Consider the following 17,389-nt stretch of genomic DNA (forward strand, 5'->3'; position numbering starts at 1 on the left):
GAACGAGGTAAACGGGTCGGGGATCAGGAATGCGGAGTAAAGTTCACTTCGATGCGGGTGATTTCACCGAGACGACGAAACAATACGTCCGTTTCGCAGGCTGTCATCTGTAGCGAGTCGCGGTGCACACTTGGCTGTTTCGCATAATGGATGCTTAACTTTTCACGGTCGCTCGAACGATAAATAATCGGCACTTGGCATAGCGTCATCGCAAAACAGCCTGCGGAAACGGGCAGCGTGATGCACCGCCGATGGACATCGAAATAGACCAGTTCGCTGTCGGTTAACAGCTGTTCGCTGGTTTCGAAAAAGACGGGGGCAAAGCCGAGTCGTCCTTGCTCGATCTGGATGCCAAGTTCGTCCCAGCGAGCCAGGATGTCCTCTTTGACTTGCCCCGTCATTCCCGGTTGTTGGACACCCGCGGCATACGGAGTGTGCGAATAGGGATCCGAAGGGAAACCGCCATATTGCAGCGGAGTTTTGGTGAGTCCGATGCCGTCACGGATTTCTCGATAGTGCTGGTGAAGCTGCTCGAGTACGTCTGCGTTGGATCGTTGCGGCATCTTGTGCGCTTGCCAACACTGCTCCATCACCGCCAAGGCGAGTTTGGAAACCATGTGCCAATAGATGGACCCGAGTCCCTCGTAGCCGAAAAAGGTGCCGGAGCGACCGGTGAAGTGACGATGCCCAAAGGTTTGCTCAAAAATTTCGTTTAGCAGTGACCGGTCCTGGCGTGCCAAGTCGCCATATTGCGGGTGATGTTGTAATCGGTCCAATGCATGGTTTAGGTCCGCTGCGTTGCGAAAGTGGCTATTGAAATGCAAATCGCCATGGATGTCTTGCCGCACAATCGCGTCGTTCTTGTCGGCGAGCAAGCTTTTTAGCAGGGCTGAACGTGAAGCATTGTTCGGACAGATTCGGTTCTTTTCTAGGAATTTTGGCAACTCGCGATCGGGATACAGCATGTAACTTTGCTGGTCTTCGCGGTAGATTTTGCTGGCCCGCAATGCGTCGAGCACTTCGAGCGATTCCGCCGGTGATAACAATCCACAACTGAGCACCGCAACTTGGCCTTCGAGCATTTCGTACAAATGGGAAAGCGGCGCTACGTCGCTTTCAAGGTGCATCAAGTTATAGGAATGGTACAAGCCATCGTCGCGGCGGTTGCTGCGAATCGTGTGATCGATCATTGTGCGTGCTTGTTGAAACAGATCAACCAGCGACGCCAAAGTCACCTCTTCTTGTTCGTCGCAAATCGCACCGCTATACAACTGGTCGCGATATCTCTCTCCCACGATGGACAACGCATCAAGGATTTGTTTGCGGCGATCATCCGGAATCGCTCCATCGAATGCTTCGGCATGCTGCTGCAAAACTTGTTGGATTCCCTCGGCCAATTGGCACACCGATTGGGAGATCCGTGTCGTTTCGGGCAGCCCATCGACGGGACTGGTGAACCAATCGATTAGAAACGTCAGATAGCGGCGAAGGTAACACGCCGTGACCACCGACAATCCTCGGCCGACCAATGCATTGTTGGCGTCATTCCACTCGGGCCGCTGGGTGTTTAGCCAAACGCCTCCTTCAGGAACAAAATTCGTCAACTTAGTGAGCGCCGGAACCAGCAGCTTTTCAATCAGACCCACGTGATAGGGTTCGCCATCGTCGCCCCAAAGTAGTTTGCCATCGCTGCCAATGGATTTGACACGTTGGTTGATTTCGGCCGCATGTTCAAAATCAAAATCGATCGTGGATTGAGGATCACGACAAATTTGTTCATAGGGGCGGATACGGTATGGGATGTCCGCATAAGTGCAGTACGGTTGTAACACACATGCGTTTAACTGGGCCGGCGTCATTGTCCGGCAACGTTCGAGCAGCTTCAACAAGTAGATGATTTGATGGTCGCCCCAATATCCAATGTTCGCCCAAGGATCATGAGGATCAGGGACCTCCCATTCAAAACCGTCCTTGGTGACTCGGTAGGGATTGTAGCCGTCGGCGGTCGATGCGTTGACAAAGCGAAGCACCATGCTGGTAGCGAAATGAGGATACGCGACCGCGAGTGCTTCCCAGTTTTGAAAAATGTCTCGCCAGTTGCCTTCGTAGCTCAATTTCTCCGATCCGTCTTCGGATCGAACGTCGATCGAGTAGGTGTTCCAGGGCCGGGTGGGGTCGCCGTGCCGACGGCTAAAGTACAGCGGTAAGTATTCTGAAGCGATGCGGATCAGATCGGGATCATTGCTTTCCGCGATTCGCAAACTCAATTCGTCCATGCCAATCGACTTCGGCAAATTGTCCCATAAGGTCGCATTACGCTGTTCCGCGAAGCGGTTCGCACCTCGCACGTGGGCATGGAAGTCGGTGGTGTTGATTTCGTATCCATGCGCCGGAAGTCCACCCCGCATCACATTGAATAACACGTTGGATTGATGTCGCTGGATTCGCAGCTGGTTTGCCCCGAGTTGACGGCCATCCGCCGCCGACAAGATTTTCAGGAGTTGCGTTTCGTTCGCCGAAATGTCTTGTTCCAACGCGTCGCCGATATCTCCACCGGCGGTCAGATGGTGTTGCAGTTTGATAACGTCGCAGTGGTCATTGTTCAGATCCGCGACGATACTCCATCGCACAGGATCAAGCGGTTGCAGTTCAAGCCGTTTTGATGCGAAAAATGCACCCCGGCGTCCCCGCACCTCGTGCTCCGATACCAAGTCGGCGCCGTTGCGGACTTGCTCGAGCTGAGTATCACTCAGGGCAATTGCGGGCGAATCCAATCCGTGTTGCCAAGCGACGGTTGCACGAAGTCCCTCGCTGGGTTCGGCACGATCGGTCGGAATCGAGCTGAGGTAATACAACGCTAGCCCCGCATCGGAAAGCAGCTCGCTCTTTTTGTAGGCGTCCGCCAAATTGCTGTAACGCAGCTGGAAATCCTTTCCCAAATCCGCTGGCAACAAGTTCTGCAGCCCATCGGTGACTTCGACTTGCACAGGGGCGTCGTTCAAATTGACCAGTTCACAGCGGCGGATGAATCCGAAATGGTGACCCGAGGTCCAGACGTAGCGAAACGCAATTCCCAGCGAATGATGGATCTCTTCGAACAGGATGCGATTGCCAAATGAGTTTTTGTAAAGGTTTTGGGACCGCCCACCATCGCGGATCGGGGCGGTCGAAAACGGCTCCCACAACACCCAGTGGTTGTCTTGCAGAACTCGTAGCAAGGTCTTGGGGCCGGTATGGGCGGCGGTGTCGGCGATCTTGTCTGACGAGTAATAGGGGAAAAGCGCCGAGTCGGGATTTTGCCGGCCCGCCGTCAACGCCCCGCGGCTGGAAATGAACATCCAGTGGTCGCTCGAGCTCACGGCGCTCATGAAGAACGGGGGCATCAAGTGGCTGTTGGAGATCTTGTACCACGTTGCTCCTTCGAGCTGGACATATTGTCCCGAGACACTTGGCCGCGTGATCGCAGGGGAATGAAGAGAAGTCATGTGAATATAGTGATAGAAGGGAGACGAAATGTTGTTTTGAAAAGAGTGCCTGTGGAAAACCAAGTGTCCAGCTCGATGGACGGTGTTTGCTGTCGCGAGCAGCGTGCTATGTCGGTTGCAAGTCCTCGGTCCTTCTCGCTTGCAACTCACGCTCGATCTGGACCGACAGCGTTTGGTTGATGTTGTACAGAAGCAGGCAGGCTGCGGCCGATAACAGGAACACCGCGGGAATCACGCTCATCATCATTCGCAAACCCGCCAGCGTCGTGGGGGTTTGCAATTGCTCGACACCCAACAGCGGTTGCAGATAACCGTAGTAATCCAGTGCAAATCCGGTCATCGCAGCGCCAACGGCGCAGCCCATTTTTTGTGAGAAGGTGGCGGCTGCGAAAACAAGCCCGGTGGCGCGTCGGCCTCCACGCCACTCGGAATAGTCCGCGGTGTCGGCGTACATCGCCCACAACAACACGGGAACCGGTCCGCCAATGAACGACGCGGCAATTTGCAGAGCAAACATCGTCTTGATCTGGTCCGGTTCAAGAAACAGGAAGCAGGCGGTCAACACGGCGACTCCCGCATTCATCCCAATCATCAGGTTCTTTTTGCCAAAGATCCGTGTGAGCGGTTTGGTCAACAACATCCCCGCGATCGCAGCAAAACTGCCCAAGACCCAGAACATCGGAGCCAGCGAGGCGTCGCCACAGTAGTACTTGAAGTAGTACAAAATGGCACCGCCGCGAACAAATAAGCCAGAGAGTTGCAGTAGCCCAAAGCCAAACAAAACCATCCAAGGACGATTGGAAATCAAGTCATTGAAATCCATTTCCAAGGTGGATGCCTCGGTAACATCGTCGAAGCGATGTAACGCCACTTGGCGGACCGCCAACGAAACCAAGCTTAAGAACACGTAACCGCCCAAAATGGGCAGCAGCGTGTCGGTCGAAAACGCGGTGGCCAAACATGCCAATAGAGCCAATCCGCCTAACATCACTTGATGGACGCGAAGGCTTGTCAACACAAACCGCAAGTCGGCGCGGAAGGTCGACTTCATCGCAACCGCCGGTTGCACTCGTTCTTTGGTGGTGGCAAACGTGATCAAAAACAGGATCACGGCGGCAACCGAAAAGACCGCCATGGTCCAGAAAAAGCCCATCTGTTCGTTGACGACGACCTCTTTGGCCACGCCATCGATGACGGCGGTTTCGCTGCCACCAAAGTAGCGAACCATCCCCAACGTGCAGTACTGGACCACGATGCCTCCGCAAAACGCAGCGACAAACCGGTAAGTCGAAACGCTCGTCCGCTCGATCGAATCCGAGCTGATCACTCCCATCAACGCTCCGTACGGAATGTTGATCGCGGTGTAGGCCATCATCACTAAGGTGTAAGTGACGTAGGCGTAGATCAATTTTCCGGTGGGCCCGAGATTAGGCGTGTAGAACGTCATCATCCCCGTGATCGCAAAGGGGACGGCCATCCAAACCAAATAGGGCCGGAATCGTCCCCACGCCGTACGCGTGCGATCGGCAAGGTAACCGACCAAGGGGTCATTGATCGCGTCCCAGATTCGGGTCACCAACATCAGCGTGCCCGCCGACTTGGCCGTCAAACCAAACACATCGGTATAGAAGTAGACCAGAAAAAATTCGAACGTTTTCCAGTACAGGTTCGATGCGGTGTCGCCGACCCCGTAACCCAATTTTTCACCCACGCTGAGGCGTTGGTCACGTTCAGGGGGCGAGGTTACTGGACCTTCGATCGCTCCCTGGCCGGGCGGTTTTGTCGCGACACCAGGACTTTCGGCGGGTTCATAGGCAGTCACGGGCACAGTCATCCAGTAGGTGAAAAGTGAGAAAGGCCCGTGAAAAGTGACTCCGTTGCAATCAAGCGGCGTCCAATTGGCCCTTCTGAGACGCTAAGGTAGCAGTCATTGAAACCGGTTGCAATCAGATTTCGGAAAGACGTCACGAAAACGGGGTTTTGCGAAAACTTTAGAGAAACCGGTTGCAGTGCTTGGGGGTAGGTGCGTAGATTTAATGAAACCGGTTGCAGAAGCCTTACTCGAAGCGAGCCCCCATGAAACTCAACGGAACCACCATCAGCGACATCGCGGCGCGAGCCAACGTCAGCAAGAGCACGGTGTCGCGTGTCTTGAACGACAAGTCGGTGGTCAATCAGCAGACACGCAAAGTCGTGCTCGAGGCGATGGAGTCGCTTGGCTATCAAGCCAACGCCTTCGCTCGAAGCCTCGCCAGCGGACGTTCGATGACGGTGGGTGTGTTGACTCAGAAAATTGGCAGCCCCTTTTACGACATGATTATGCAAGGGGTCATCCAAGGCTTTGCCGGAACCGGTTACTCGCCGCTATTCGTCGACGGTCAATGGGAAGAGAGCACTGCATTGGAAGTGATCCGAGCGGTGCTGGGACGAAAAGTGGATGGAATGTTGCTGCTGGGCGGTGATCTTCCTGAACAACAATTAAATGAACTCAAAGAGCGATTGCCAACGATCGTCGTCGGCAAAGAGATTCCGGGGTGGGAAAACCAATGTGTCTATATCGACAACATCAGCGCCGCCTACGACGCAACGAAACACTTGATTGATTTTGGGCATCGCGACATCGCGATCATCCAAGGGATCAAGCAGCATCAGGATGCGATGCGGCGATTCGACGGCTACGCCAAAGCCCTCGCTGACGCGGGCATCGAGCTGGATCCGGGCTTGGTGCTCGAAGGAGACTTCTCGGCACAGTCGGGTATTGTCGGGATCAGCTCGCTGTTGATGCGAGGCAAATCCTTCACTGCGGTGTTCTGTGCAAATGACATGGTTGCCTATGGCGCTAGACTGGCTTTACAGCGGCATGGGATTCGTGTTCCCGAGGATGTGTCCATTGTCGGGTTTGATGACCAGGGTGAATCGGCTTATGTGACTCCGCCGTTAACCACGGTCCGGCAACCAGGGACGGAGATGGGAGCGGCCGCCGCGGCGGGGCTCGTCCAATTAATGCAAGGCAAACCCTGCGTGCTGCCAACGTTACAAGCCGAACTGAAATGTCGTGAATCGGTAGCGAGGGTACTGCGATGAATGTTCGCTCCCGGCTCCGCCGACGTTTAGCTGGTTTTTCGGCAGGTTTCGTTTTTGAACCCGTTTTCGTTTTCTCACCATCATCCTTACGACGCCCATGGCGAGGAGGTCCAAGTTAAAAAGCACCCCTGCTACCTCATTGCCCGCGGTTGTATCCATGGGTGATCGGTGAGCTTCGACAAAGAATGAATGTTACGTAGCGTCTCAAGCATAAAACACGGTCGTGTTTTACTCTCTTTTCTTTCCAAAGGCTATCTTATTATGTTCCGCTCCCAAACTTCCAAGGCGGGTTTTACGCTCGTCGAACTTCTCGTCGTGATCGCGATCATTGGCGTGTTAGTCGGACTGCTGCTTCCCGCGGTCCAAGCGGCTCGTGAGGCGGCTCGCCGCATGAGCTGTAGCAACAACTTCAAGCAAATCGGGCTTGCAGTTCACAATTACCACTCCGCTTACAACCAGTTGCCGAAGCAGAAAACGGGGACCGGGTTGGATCCCACAACCGGGGCCTGGTGGGACGGAACGAATGTGACCAACCAAAGTCAACTCAGTTGGCTTGTTCCAATCACGCCGTTTATTGAGCAGCAAGCGATCTGGGAACAAATCTCCAATCCGCTTGGTTTTGAACTCAGTGCGGGTGGTGGACTTGTCCCGCGAACACCATCGTGGACTGCGATGGGACCTAAGCCGGGCAGCAACTATGTTTATCCCCCGGGAATGACCGAATTACCAAGTTTCCGTTGTCCGTCGGATCCCGGCACTGGCTTGCCAGGCATGGGACGTACGAACTATGCATGTTGTCTTGGGGATTCGTTTTCCAAAGCAGAATCCGGTGCGGTGAACCAAACGTTGGTCGTCACGTCGGCGGATGCAGAGTGGTGCCGAGCCGGACAACGTGGTGCCTTTGTCGTTCACCAAAAGATGGCATTTCGCGATATCTTGGACGGTCTTTCCAATACGATCATCGGTGGCGAGATCAATACGGATCTGGGCGACCGTGACATCACGACCGATGCGGCTATTTTTAAGCCCGTCAAAGCAACTCCGTCGATCTGTCGAACCGACGGATCGGTTGATCCCCAACGTCCTCGCTTCTGGGCCTCGGGAACGAACACCATCATCAAGGCACACGGTTCCATCTACGGTCGTGGTTACCAGTGGATGACCGGTGAGCACTTGCATACTGGCATGATGACCATCCTGCCGCCCAATAGCACGCTGTGCTACCAAGGCGAATGGCCTGGTCAAGAAGGCATTGCACCTCCGAGCAGTCGCCACCAAGGTGGTTGTCATGTGCTGATGGGCGACGGTGCGATCAAGTTCGTTACCAATTCGATCGAATCGGGTAACCAAGAAGCTCACATGGTTGAATTCAGCCGAACCGGCATTTCGGCTCCGGGTTCAAAGAGTCCTTATGGATTGTGGGGGGCGCTTGGTACGCGAGCAAGTAAAGAGACGGTCAGCGAATTTTAATCCGCCGATCGGCACTCCCGGTTTTCTCGTGCAACCCTCGGTTGCACGAGGCGGCAATCCTATCGCTCGCCGCTTACTCTGTCTTCAAACTTTCCACTCGACCCAATACCCAATCATGAAAATTTCACTAACGCAACTGTGTTGCACCGCTTTGTTCCTTGGAACGTTAACCATCACCGGATGCGGCGATTCGGATACGCCCGCGATCGTCGGTGGTCCGACTCCTGAAATCCAAGCACAGCTTGATGCTCGAGATGCCGACTACGCTAAATCGATGGCCGAATCAAGAAAAGGCGATCGTAGCCAATAATGGCGAAACCAGATCGCATGGTCGACAGGGCGTGTCTTGATGGCTCGCCCTGTTGTGCCATCGATTGGCACTTTGTTCGAAGCGGTGAACCGCTTCGCTTCCACCTCGTGATACCGATGACTCGTCGGAATTTGACGAGGTTTTTTCTATGACATTCCCAGCGGATCGACCCTCTGCCGCTTCCCTTCGGTTGTCGCGGGGGATCATCCGGCTGACGCTGCTCTGGTTGTTTCTCATCAGCGGCTGCGATCGGTCAAGTAACGCTGATTTGCAGTTGGGCTCGGATTCACTGCAGTCCACTGCTTCACGGCAAGCGTCCAATTCACCGCAAGCTTCAGATTCGCTGCAATCGCTGAATGACGCGATCGACGGTCAACGTTGGACCGAGGCATGGGAGTTGTCCCCCGTCGTGTTATCGCGTTATCCGCAAGACGCCGATGCGATCGCCTCGGTAGCTCGCGTCGCGTTGGAAAACCAAAAGCCACATTTGGCTGGCGATCTGATGATCGATGCCTGTCGTGCCGAATCGCTCGACAATTTATCACGGCTACAACAAACGGTTGCAACCCTCGCAGTCACCGGTCGGGTCTACGACGCAATCGACTTGTTGGAGGAGTTCATTGATCGGCATCCGCAACAACATGCGATGCGGCGGATGTTGTTCAATTTCTACAACGGAGTCGAAGATCACGTTCGTGGCATTCCCCATGGACGTTTTCTGGTTCGCCACCGCCAATTTGATTTGCCATTGTTGTTGGCGCTATGCAGTAGCGAAACACACACCGAAACCGCGGATCCGTTGACGGAGATGGCACGGCGACATGCGACGGATCATCGTCCGATGATTGCCGAAGCAAAGATTCAATACGACCTGGGCAATATGCAGGATGCGGCATCACGGTTGCAGGACAGTCTTCGCTTTCACCCGAATTACGCCCCGGCGCTCGCGCTTCGGTGCCGTGTGTTGTTCGCTCAGCATCGCGAAAGCGAATTGATCCAGCTTGCCAAAAAACATGGCAATGCCATCGATCGCTACCCAAATTACTGGATCGCTATCGGTGATTTCGCAAGTTCGCAGCAACGCGATGCGGAAGCAACGCGGGCGTATTGGGAAGCAACACGTCGCGATGCGGATGCTCGCGAGGCGTGGGTGAAATTCAGTACGTCACTTAGACGGTTACAAAATTTGCCCAGTCGTCTGGACGCCGAGACGATTGCCGCGATCGAAAATCGGGCAGTTCAGCTCAGCCGATTAGTTGAACTAAAGTTATCGATGACGCGGCGTGAGCATCCAGATCGTCGCACGGCGATCGAGATTGCCACCACGTTGCAGCAGCTCGGGCGACTTTGGGAAGCCGAGGCATGGGCCGCGTTTGCCACCACTTTGGTTAACGGCGACAATGTTCCCGTGAAACAAGTACGTCAATCAATCATCGCCGCGCTTCGCAAGGACACGTCTTGGCAAAGTTTGGTTTTGCACCCAGAGCTGACGCTCGATTTGAGTGATGTGCCGCTGCCACAATTGGTTGCCTCGGATCGTGCTGCGATCAAAAACGGCTTGTCGCCCACGTCGTCGGGGGCACCTTCGATGCGGCGTGCAGGTCAAGCGGAAACGTTGGCGTTGGTCGACGAAGCAAACCAGCGTGGTTTGGAATTCTTTGGACGCACCGGTGATGATTTGGACCGGCCGGGGGTGATGTTCTATCAAACGGTCGGATGTGGTGGTGGGGCGATCGATTTCGATCTCGATGGTTGGGTTGATCTTTACATAGCCGCCGCTGGCGGAACACCGGGCAAATTCGATTCGGCCGCCAACGGGTTGATCAGAAATCTCGGTGGTCGGTTTTCCGATGTGTCGATTCAGGCGGGGGCCGATGATCGAGGCTTTGGGCAAGGCGTGGCGATCGGTGATGTCAACGAAGATGGATTTCCCGACATCTTGGTGTTGAACTATGGCCCCAACACGTTGTGGGTCAACAACGGCGACGGCACCTTCGCTGATGCAAGCGAGCGTTTGGGCGACCGCAATGCGTCGACCTGGTCGACAAGTGCCGCGATCGCGGATTTGGACGCAGACGGTTTAGCGGACCTGGTGATTGTCAACTACTGCGACGGGCTAGAACCAGTCAGCAAAATATGTCGCGGTGCGGACGCCGAGATCGCGCGAGCCTGCTCGCCAATCGTTTTTCCCGCCGCAGCCGATTCGTTCATGAAAAGTCACGGCGACGGAGACTTTATAGATCGAACAACTCAGTGGAATGCGACGGCCTCGGTTCCGGGACGTGGTCTGGGCGTGATCGCAGGCCAGTTCGATCAGCAACCGGGCGTGGATGTGTTTGTCGCAAACGACATGACCAGCAACCATTACTGGACCCGCAGTCACGACTCGCAATCGGCCGCCGATTATCAAATGTCCGAATCCGCCATTTTGCGTGGCCTTGGATCGGATGACCGCTCTGCGGCTCAAGGTTCGATGGGCATTGCCGTGGCCGATTTTGACCGCGATGGCGACACCGATTTCTATGTCACAAACTTTGTCAACGAAGGCAATACCTATCATGATCAACAGCGTGACGGGTTGTGGCGTGACCAAACGACCATTCGCCAACTGTATCAACCGACGCTACCGATGGTCGGCTTTGGCACCCAAGCGGTTGATCTTGATAATGACGCGGTTCTCGAGCTGGTGGTGTCCAATGGACATGTGGACCACTATCCCAGTGGCGACCGTGCTGCGTTCTATGCCCAACCGATGCAGGTGTTTCAGCGTCGTTGGCTCGACCATGGTGCGAACGCCAACGAATTCACTTCGATTGCTGATCGGATCGCCGGCGAATATTTGAAGTCGCCCCACGTTGGACGTGCCCTCTGGACACTGGATGCCAATCGTGATGGACGAACCGATTTGGTCGTGACACACCAAACCGAACCTGTTGCGCTGCTGATCAACCACAGTAAACCGTCGGGAAATTGGTTGGAATTACAACTTGTCGGACGCGATTGCTCGCGAGACGCAATTGGTGCGACCGTCCATATCGAGTCGGGCGATCAACAGTGGACCGCGGGGCAAATCTCGGGTGACGGATTTTTGTGTAGCAACGAGCGTGTGATCCGAGTCGGAATGGGTAGCGCGAGTGGTGATTGCGATGTCGTGGTGAATTGGCCCGATGGTCAACAACAGCGATTCCATCGACTGTCGATCAATTCTCGCTGGTTGCTCGTGCAAGCAGACGCGGACGCATTTAGGTGGTAACGATGCGAATCACAATCCCTGGCTCAAGTAAAAAGGATCGCCGGTCGCGGTCCGACATGATCATTGATTTCGTGAACGTCCTCTTGCTGTATCGAAGATGTTTCTTCGGTGAAAGACGGCGATTCGACGCGTGGAGCCGCAGTTGCATGTTAATGGTGCTATGGTTCGTCATGACCGTGGGAGTGGTCGGCTGTCGTGAGGCAAACGAAGTCACGGCAAACGTGGATCCGATCGCAAACCACTCGGAATCCGCAGCGGAATCTTCGCGGACGCAATCACAGCGAATGGAGTCCGCCGTGCGGTTGATCGACGCGGGGGCCACGTCGGAAGCCTCGTTGGTGATCCGTGATTTGTTGATCGAGGATCCTGATGATTTGCGATTCAACACGTTGATGCTGCGGGTGTTGGTCGCCGATCAGGACATCGCGGGCGCGGTATCGCTGTTGGACCGGATGGTGGATGTGCATCCGCAACGTCACGACGATCTGCAGGCTCATGCGGCAAACCTGTTGTATCACGACGGAGCGGTCGAAGAAGCGATCACGCGGCTCGAGTCACTGCTGACACGGTCGCCCGAGTTTTACGAAGCTCGGCGGCGGTTGGCTCAAATGCTGAATCAACAAGGATACCTGTTTGACGCCAATGAGCAGCTTCGAATTCTGATTCGCGACCATTCGATGACGCTTGACGAACTGGTCAGCTTGATCTTTCCCGATCGGTCGTGGGTGGCAGTGAAGGATATTCCGCAGGATCGCAGCGAGTGGCCGAAGCATCAATTGAGCTTGATGAGTGTCGCTTTGGCCTATCGCATCGACGGGAATCCTCGTCGGGCACTTCAGTATTTGAGTGAGTTTGACCCGAGTGGGCGACGCACCGATCCAGCGATCTTGTCATTGCATGCCCGCTCGCTGGCCGACGCGCAGATGTATCCGCTGCTAAGGGATTGGGTTGCCTCGGCACCGATTCAGTGCCAGCGGTATCCCGATTACTGGATTGCTTGCGGCAACTTGGCGATCCACGACAAAGACGATGCAGCGATCGCTTGTTTTGCAAATGCGATCCAGAAAGAACCGCACAGTTTGGACGCTCACTATGGGATGATTCAGTCGCTTGAAAATGCGGGACGCACGTCGCAAGCCGAATTGTTTCGTACACGATCCCAGTTGCTCGATACGCTGGGACACAACGTCCGAACGATCCGCGGTTCAACGCATCCGAATTCGCAAGCGTTTGTCGATGTGGCGACCGGGTTGATGAGTGTGGGGCGGTCGTTGGAGGCGATTGCATGGCAGGAATTCGCCTTGGCTATTTTCTCGCCTCAGTCACCCCAGCGTCATCAGATTGGCAGTTACAAGTCACGCGTCCTGGCCGAGTTTCCCTCCGGCAGCGACGAATCGACGATCTTGTGTGGGCTTGATCCACGAGAGTTGCCGTCGCTGGATCGCTGGTTCGCCATGCTCAAGCCTGTTTCATCCACCACCGAGGCTGCGATCAAAACCGTCTCGCATGTTACAGCGACTCGCGACGATTTCCCTCCGATCAAAGCTGTTTTCTCAAACGTCGCCGAGCAAGTCGGGCTCGAGTATCGCTATCGCAATGCCGCCGTCCCGGTAGAACGTGAATTCCTAATTTTTCAAGCCTTCGGAGGCGGAGTCGCATGTCTGGATTTTGATCGAGATGGACACATCGACTTCTATTTTGGGCAAGCGGCGACAACTCCGCCCGCTGGGATTTCGGCTCATTCCAATGCGTTGTTTCGAAATCAGGACGGTCAATTTACAAACGTCATCACGGGGGCCGCGGCGGACAATCGAGGGTACGCCGTCGGGGTGACCGCGGGGGATTTTAACCAAGACGGTTTCGCCGATTTGATGATCGGCAACTTGGGGCGAAACGAACTGTTGATCAACCAAGGGGATGGTAGCTTTCGTCCGCTTGCCGACGACTCACTCGCAGAGGTGTCGTCGTTCACCAGCAGTGTGGCGATCGCCGACGTGACAGGCGACGCGCTTCCGGACATTATCGAGATCAACTATCTGGATGATCCACGCATTTTTGATCCGATCCAGTATGACACCGATGGCAAGCCCGTCTCGTTGCCGGGACCGTTGCAATTTAAACCCGCAATGGATCGCGTCTGGGTTTCCGTCGGCGATGGAACGATGATGCCAAAACCGCTCGGGGATCAAGATGCAGACGGCTTTAGTACCGGGCTAGCCTTGTTGGTTACGGATTTGGATCAAACGCCTGGTAACGATGTGTTTGTCGCAAACGATCTACGAGCGAATCAATTGTGGGTGCGTCATGACTCTGATGATTTGCGTTCGGCAATGGTGGATGTCGCGGTGTCACGAGGCGTGGCGTACGGAAGTGCGGGCAAGCCGATGGCGTGCATGGGAATTGCTGCAGCCGATTTCGATGGCAATGGACGAACCGATTTGCATATCACCAATTTTGAAAATGAGTGGTCCAATCAATACATGCAGAACGACGCAGGCGTGTTTGTCGATTCCGCAGTGCCGTATCAATTGGACACGGTGTCACGAAAAATGTTGGGGTTTGGAACCCAGGCGATTGATTATGACAACAACGCCGTGTGGGACTTGATCGTCGGCAATGGGCACATCGAGGATCTGACCGCCACCGGAAGTTTATTTGCAATGCCCACGCAACTTTTGGCGGGGCGGGGAAACCGATTTGAATTGCAAGAGGTTTCTGGCGACGATGGCTATTGGAACGGCATGCATTTTTCGCGAGCGATGGCAAAATGCGACTTCAACCGTGATGGACGTGTCGATGTTGTCATCACGGATCTGAAGCAGAATGCGGTCTTGCTTGAAAACCAAACCTCCACGTCGCATCATTGGCTGCAGCTCGAGTTGGTAGGGACGACATCAGAACGAGACGCGATCGGGGCGCGAGTGACGGTCGAGTTTGACTCGCGATCGATCACGCAAACGGTCAACACCGGAGATGGTTACTGTGCAAAGAACGAGCCGGTACTTTGCTTTGGACTCGGGGCAGCCGATTCGGTCGATCGAGTCAGCGTGGTGTGGCCAAGCGGCCGGGAACAGGTTTTTGAGCGATTGACCTGCGACACTCGTTGGATGTTGATCGAGGGTGAATCGGCCTGGGACACTACGCTACAATAGCGTTTCTGCAAAAATCTCTGGCTCGATCCCCCATCTTCACTTGAGTTGCCGTCTATGAAAGCTGCTTTTATTGAACAGACTGGACCTGCTTCGTCGATCCAATATGGCGAATTGCCGGTGCCGGAAATAACCGAGTCGCAGGTGCTGGTGCGAGTGGGGGCGGTCTCGGTCAATCCGATCGATCTGTACATCCGCAGCGGTGCGGTGGCCGCCAATTTGCCAAGTCCTTACGTCATCGGTTCGGACCTGGCCGGCACCGTCGAAGCAGTCGGAGCCAAGGTGACTCGGTTCAAAGTCGGCGATCGAGTTTGGGGAGTGCAGCACAGTTCTGCTGGCCATCAAGGCACGTTTTCAGAATTGTGCGCAGTCGATGCACAGTGGCTGCATGCCATCCCGGAGGATGTTCGGGACGAAGACGCTGCGGCGATCGCGCTAGTTGGGATCACGGCTCATTTGGGAATCGTTCGCGAAGCACGTTTGCAGCCGGGGGAAACGATCTTTGTGCATGGTGGCACCGGCGGTGTCGGATCGGCCGTGGTGCAAATGGCCAAAGCCATCGGAGCACGCGTGATCGCGACCGCTGGCGGTGAAGAAAAGGTGAAGCGGTGTCGTGATCTCGGTGCCGATGTCGTTATCGATTATCGCGCCAGTGATGTTGCCAGTGAGTTGCAAACGGCGGCGGCAGAGGGAGTCGATGTTTTTTTCGAAACGCTGCGGGAGCCCGATTTTGATTTTGCCATTGGTGCCATGGCGGCACGCGGCCGAATGGTCGTGATGGCAGGTCGCGATGCGCGGCCGGAGTTCCCCGTGGGCCCGTTTTACGTCAAAGGCTGTTCGCTGCACGGATTCATGTTGCTCAAGGCGAGTGCGGAAGAACAACAAGCTGCCGCCGATGACATCAATCGTTGGTTATCCGCAAAACAGCTTCGCCCGTTGATCGACCGAGTGATGCCGCTCAGCGAAGCCGCCGAGGCGCATGCATTGCAAGAAAAGCAAACGCTCAAAAACCAAGGCAATCTCACCGGCAAATTGGTCCTAACCCCGTAGTGGATCTTGCTAAAGATCCCATCAAGAGCAAGGACAGCCACGAAGTGGCGACAGCCGTCCCTTCGGGACTCACGAACAGCCACGAAGTGGCGGCAGGTTGTAGCCATGGGCGTCAGCCCATGGAAGACGTGCACGTCGTGCGCCGCAAGTCCCGAAGGGACGACAGGAGATTCCATGCACGCGATTCCTGTCGCCCCTTCGGGGCTTTGCGATCGCGTTTGCCCCCGCATCCACGGGCTCACGCCCCGTGGCTACAACAAGCCGTCCCTTCGGGACTCACGAACAGCCACAAAGTGGCGACAGGTAGTAGCCATGGGCGTCAGCCCATGGAACGCGTACACGTCGTGCGCCGCAAGTCCCGAAGGGACGACAGGAGATTCCACGCCCGCGATTCCTGTCGCCCCTTCGGGGCTTTGTGACCGTGATTGCCCCCGCATCCACGGGCTCACGCCCCGTGGCTACAACAAGCCGTCCTTTCAGGACTAACCGGCAGCTGCAAAGTGGCGGCAGGTTGTAGCCATGGGCGTCAGCCCATGGAAGGCGTGCACGTCGTGCGCCGAAAGTCCCGAAGGGACGACAGGAGATCCACGCCCGGGAATCCTGTCGCCCCTTCGGGGCTTTGTGACCGTGATTGCCCCCTGCATCCACGGGCTCACGCCCCGTGGCTACAACAAGCCGTCCTTTCAGGACTCACGAACAGCCACAAAGTGGCGACAGGTTGTAGCCATGGGCGTCAGCCCATGGAAGGCGTACACGTTGTACACCGCAAGTCCCGAAGGGACGACAGGAGATTCCATGACCGCGATTCCTGTCGCCCCTTCGGGGCTTTGTGACCGTGTTTGCCCCCGCATCCACGGGCTCACGCCCCGTGGCTACAACAAGCCGTCCTTTCAGGACTCACGAACAGCCACAAAGTGGCGGCAGGCTGCTCTTGGAACGCGTACACGTTGTGCGCCGCAAGTCCCGAAGGGCGACAGGAGATTCCATGACCGCGATTCCTGTCGCCCCTTCGGGGCTTTGCGATCGTGATTACCCCCGCATCCACGGGCTCACGCCTCGTGGCTACAACAAGCCGTCCCTTCGGGACTTACGAACAGCCACGAAGTGGCGACAGGTAGTAGCCATGGGCGTCAGCCCATGGAACGCGTACACGTCGTGCGCCGCAAGTCCCGAAGGGACGACAGGAGATTCCATGACCGCGATTCCTGTCGCCCCTTCGAGGCTTTGCGATCGTGATTACCCCCGCATCCACGGGCTCACGCCCCGTGGCTACAACAAGCCGTCCCTTCGGGACTCACGAACAGCCACGAAGTGGCGACAGGTTGTCGCCATGGGCGTCAGCCCATGGAAGGCGTACACGTTGTACACCGCAAGTCCCGAAGGGACGACAGGAGATTCCATGACCGCGATTCCTGTCGCCCCTTCGGGGCTTTGCGATCGTGATTACCCCCGCATCCACGGGCTCACGCCTCGTGGCTACAACAAGCCGTCCCTGCGGGACTTACGAACAGCCACGAAGTGGCGACAGGTTGTAGCCATGGGCGTCAGCTCTTGGAACGCGTACACGTTGTGCGTCGCAAGTCCCGAA

The 17,389-nt window shown here is 55.7% G+C and carries 8 protein-coding genes; 6 read left to right on the forward strand and 2 right to left on the reverse strand.

What is annotated here, in order from left to right; genetic code table 11:
• Positions 1-23: 23 nt before the first annotated feature.
• The gene (locus tag ABEA92_RS13985; RefSeq protein ID WP_345684462.1) at positions 24-3,485 is read right to left on the reverse strand and encodes a hypothetical protein; all 3,462 of its coding nucleotides are present in this window, start codon (positions 3,483-3,485) and stop codon (positions 24-26) included.
• A 106-nt stretch (positions 3,486-3,591) separates the two neighbouring features.
• Positions 3,592-5,307, reverse strand: a complete 1,716-nt coding sequence (locus ABEA92_RS13990; protein WP_345684463.1) for an MFS transporter — start codon at positions 5,305-5,307, stop codon at positions 3,592-3,594.
• Positions 5,308-5,561: 254 nt separating this feature from the next.
• Between ABEA92_RS13990 and ABEA92_RS13995 the strand changes: the two genes are divergently transcribed.
• The 6 genes from ABEA92_RS13995 to ABEA92_RS14020 all read left to right on the forward strand — a co-directional run bounded on the left by ABEA92_RS13995 (position 5,562) and on the right by ABEA92_RS14020 (position 15,801).
• Positions 5,562-6,569, forward strand: coding sequence for a LacI family DNA-binding transcriptional regulator (locus tag ABEA92_RS13995; RefSeq protein WP_345684464.1), 1,008 nt, complete (start codon positions 5,562-5,564; stop codon positions 6,567-6,569).
• A 261-nt stretch (positions 6,570-6,830) separates the two neighbouring features.
• Positions 6,831-8,039: a DUF1559 family PulG-like putative transporter gene (locus tag ABEA92_RS14000; RefSeq protein ID WP_345684465.1), complete on the forward strand. Its 1,209-nt coding sequence runs from the start codon at positions 6,831-6,833 to the stop codon at positions 8,037-8,039.
• A 115-nt stretch (positions 8,040-8,154) separates the two neighbouring features.
• On the forward strand, positions 8,155-8,349 hold the full coding sequence (locus tag ABEA92_RS14005; protein WP_345684466.1) for a hypothetical protein: 195 nt from the start codon (positions 8,155-8,157) through the stop codon (positions 8,347-8,349).
• A 148-nt stretch (positions 8,350-8,497) separates the two neighbouring features.
• Entirely contained in the window at positions 8,498-11,602 is a 3,105-nt protein-coding gene (locus ABEA92_RS14010) for an FG-GAP-like repeat-containing protein (protein ID WP_345684467.1), read from the forward strand.
• A gap of 146 nt (positions 11,603-11,748) precedes the next feature.
• Positions 11,749-14,754: an FG-GAP-like repeat-containing protein gene (locus tag ABEA92_RS14015; RefSeq protein ID WP_345684468.1), complete on the forward strand. Its 3,006-nt coding sequence runs from the start codon at positions 11,749-11,751 to the stop codon at positions 14,752-14,754.
• Between the two features lie 54 nt (positions 14,755-14,808).
• A complete protein-coding gene (locus tag ABEA92_RS14020) occupies positions 14,809-15,801 on the forward strand; it encodes a quinone oxidoreductase family protein (RefSeq protein WP_345684469.1) in 993 nt (330 codons plus the stop codon).
• The last annotated feature ends 1,588 nt before the right edge of the window (positions 15,802-17,389 follow it).

Origin of the sequence: Novipirellula caenicola (assembly GCF_039545035.1) — a bacterium.
GTDB classification, from domain to species: domain Bacteria; phylum Planctomycetota; class Planctomycetia; order Pirellulales; family Pirellulaceae; genus Novipirellula; species Novipirellula caenicola.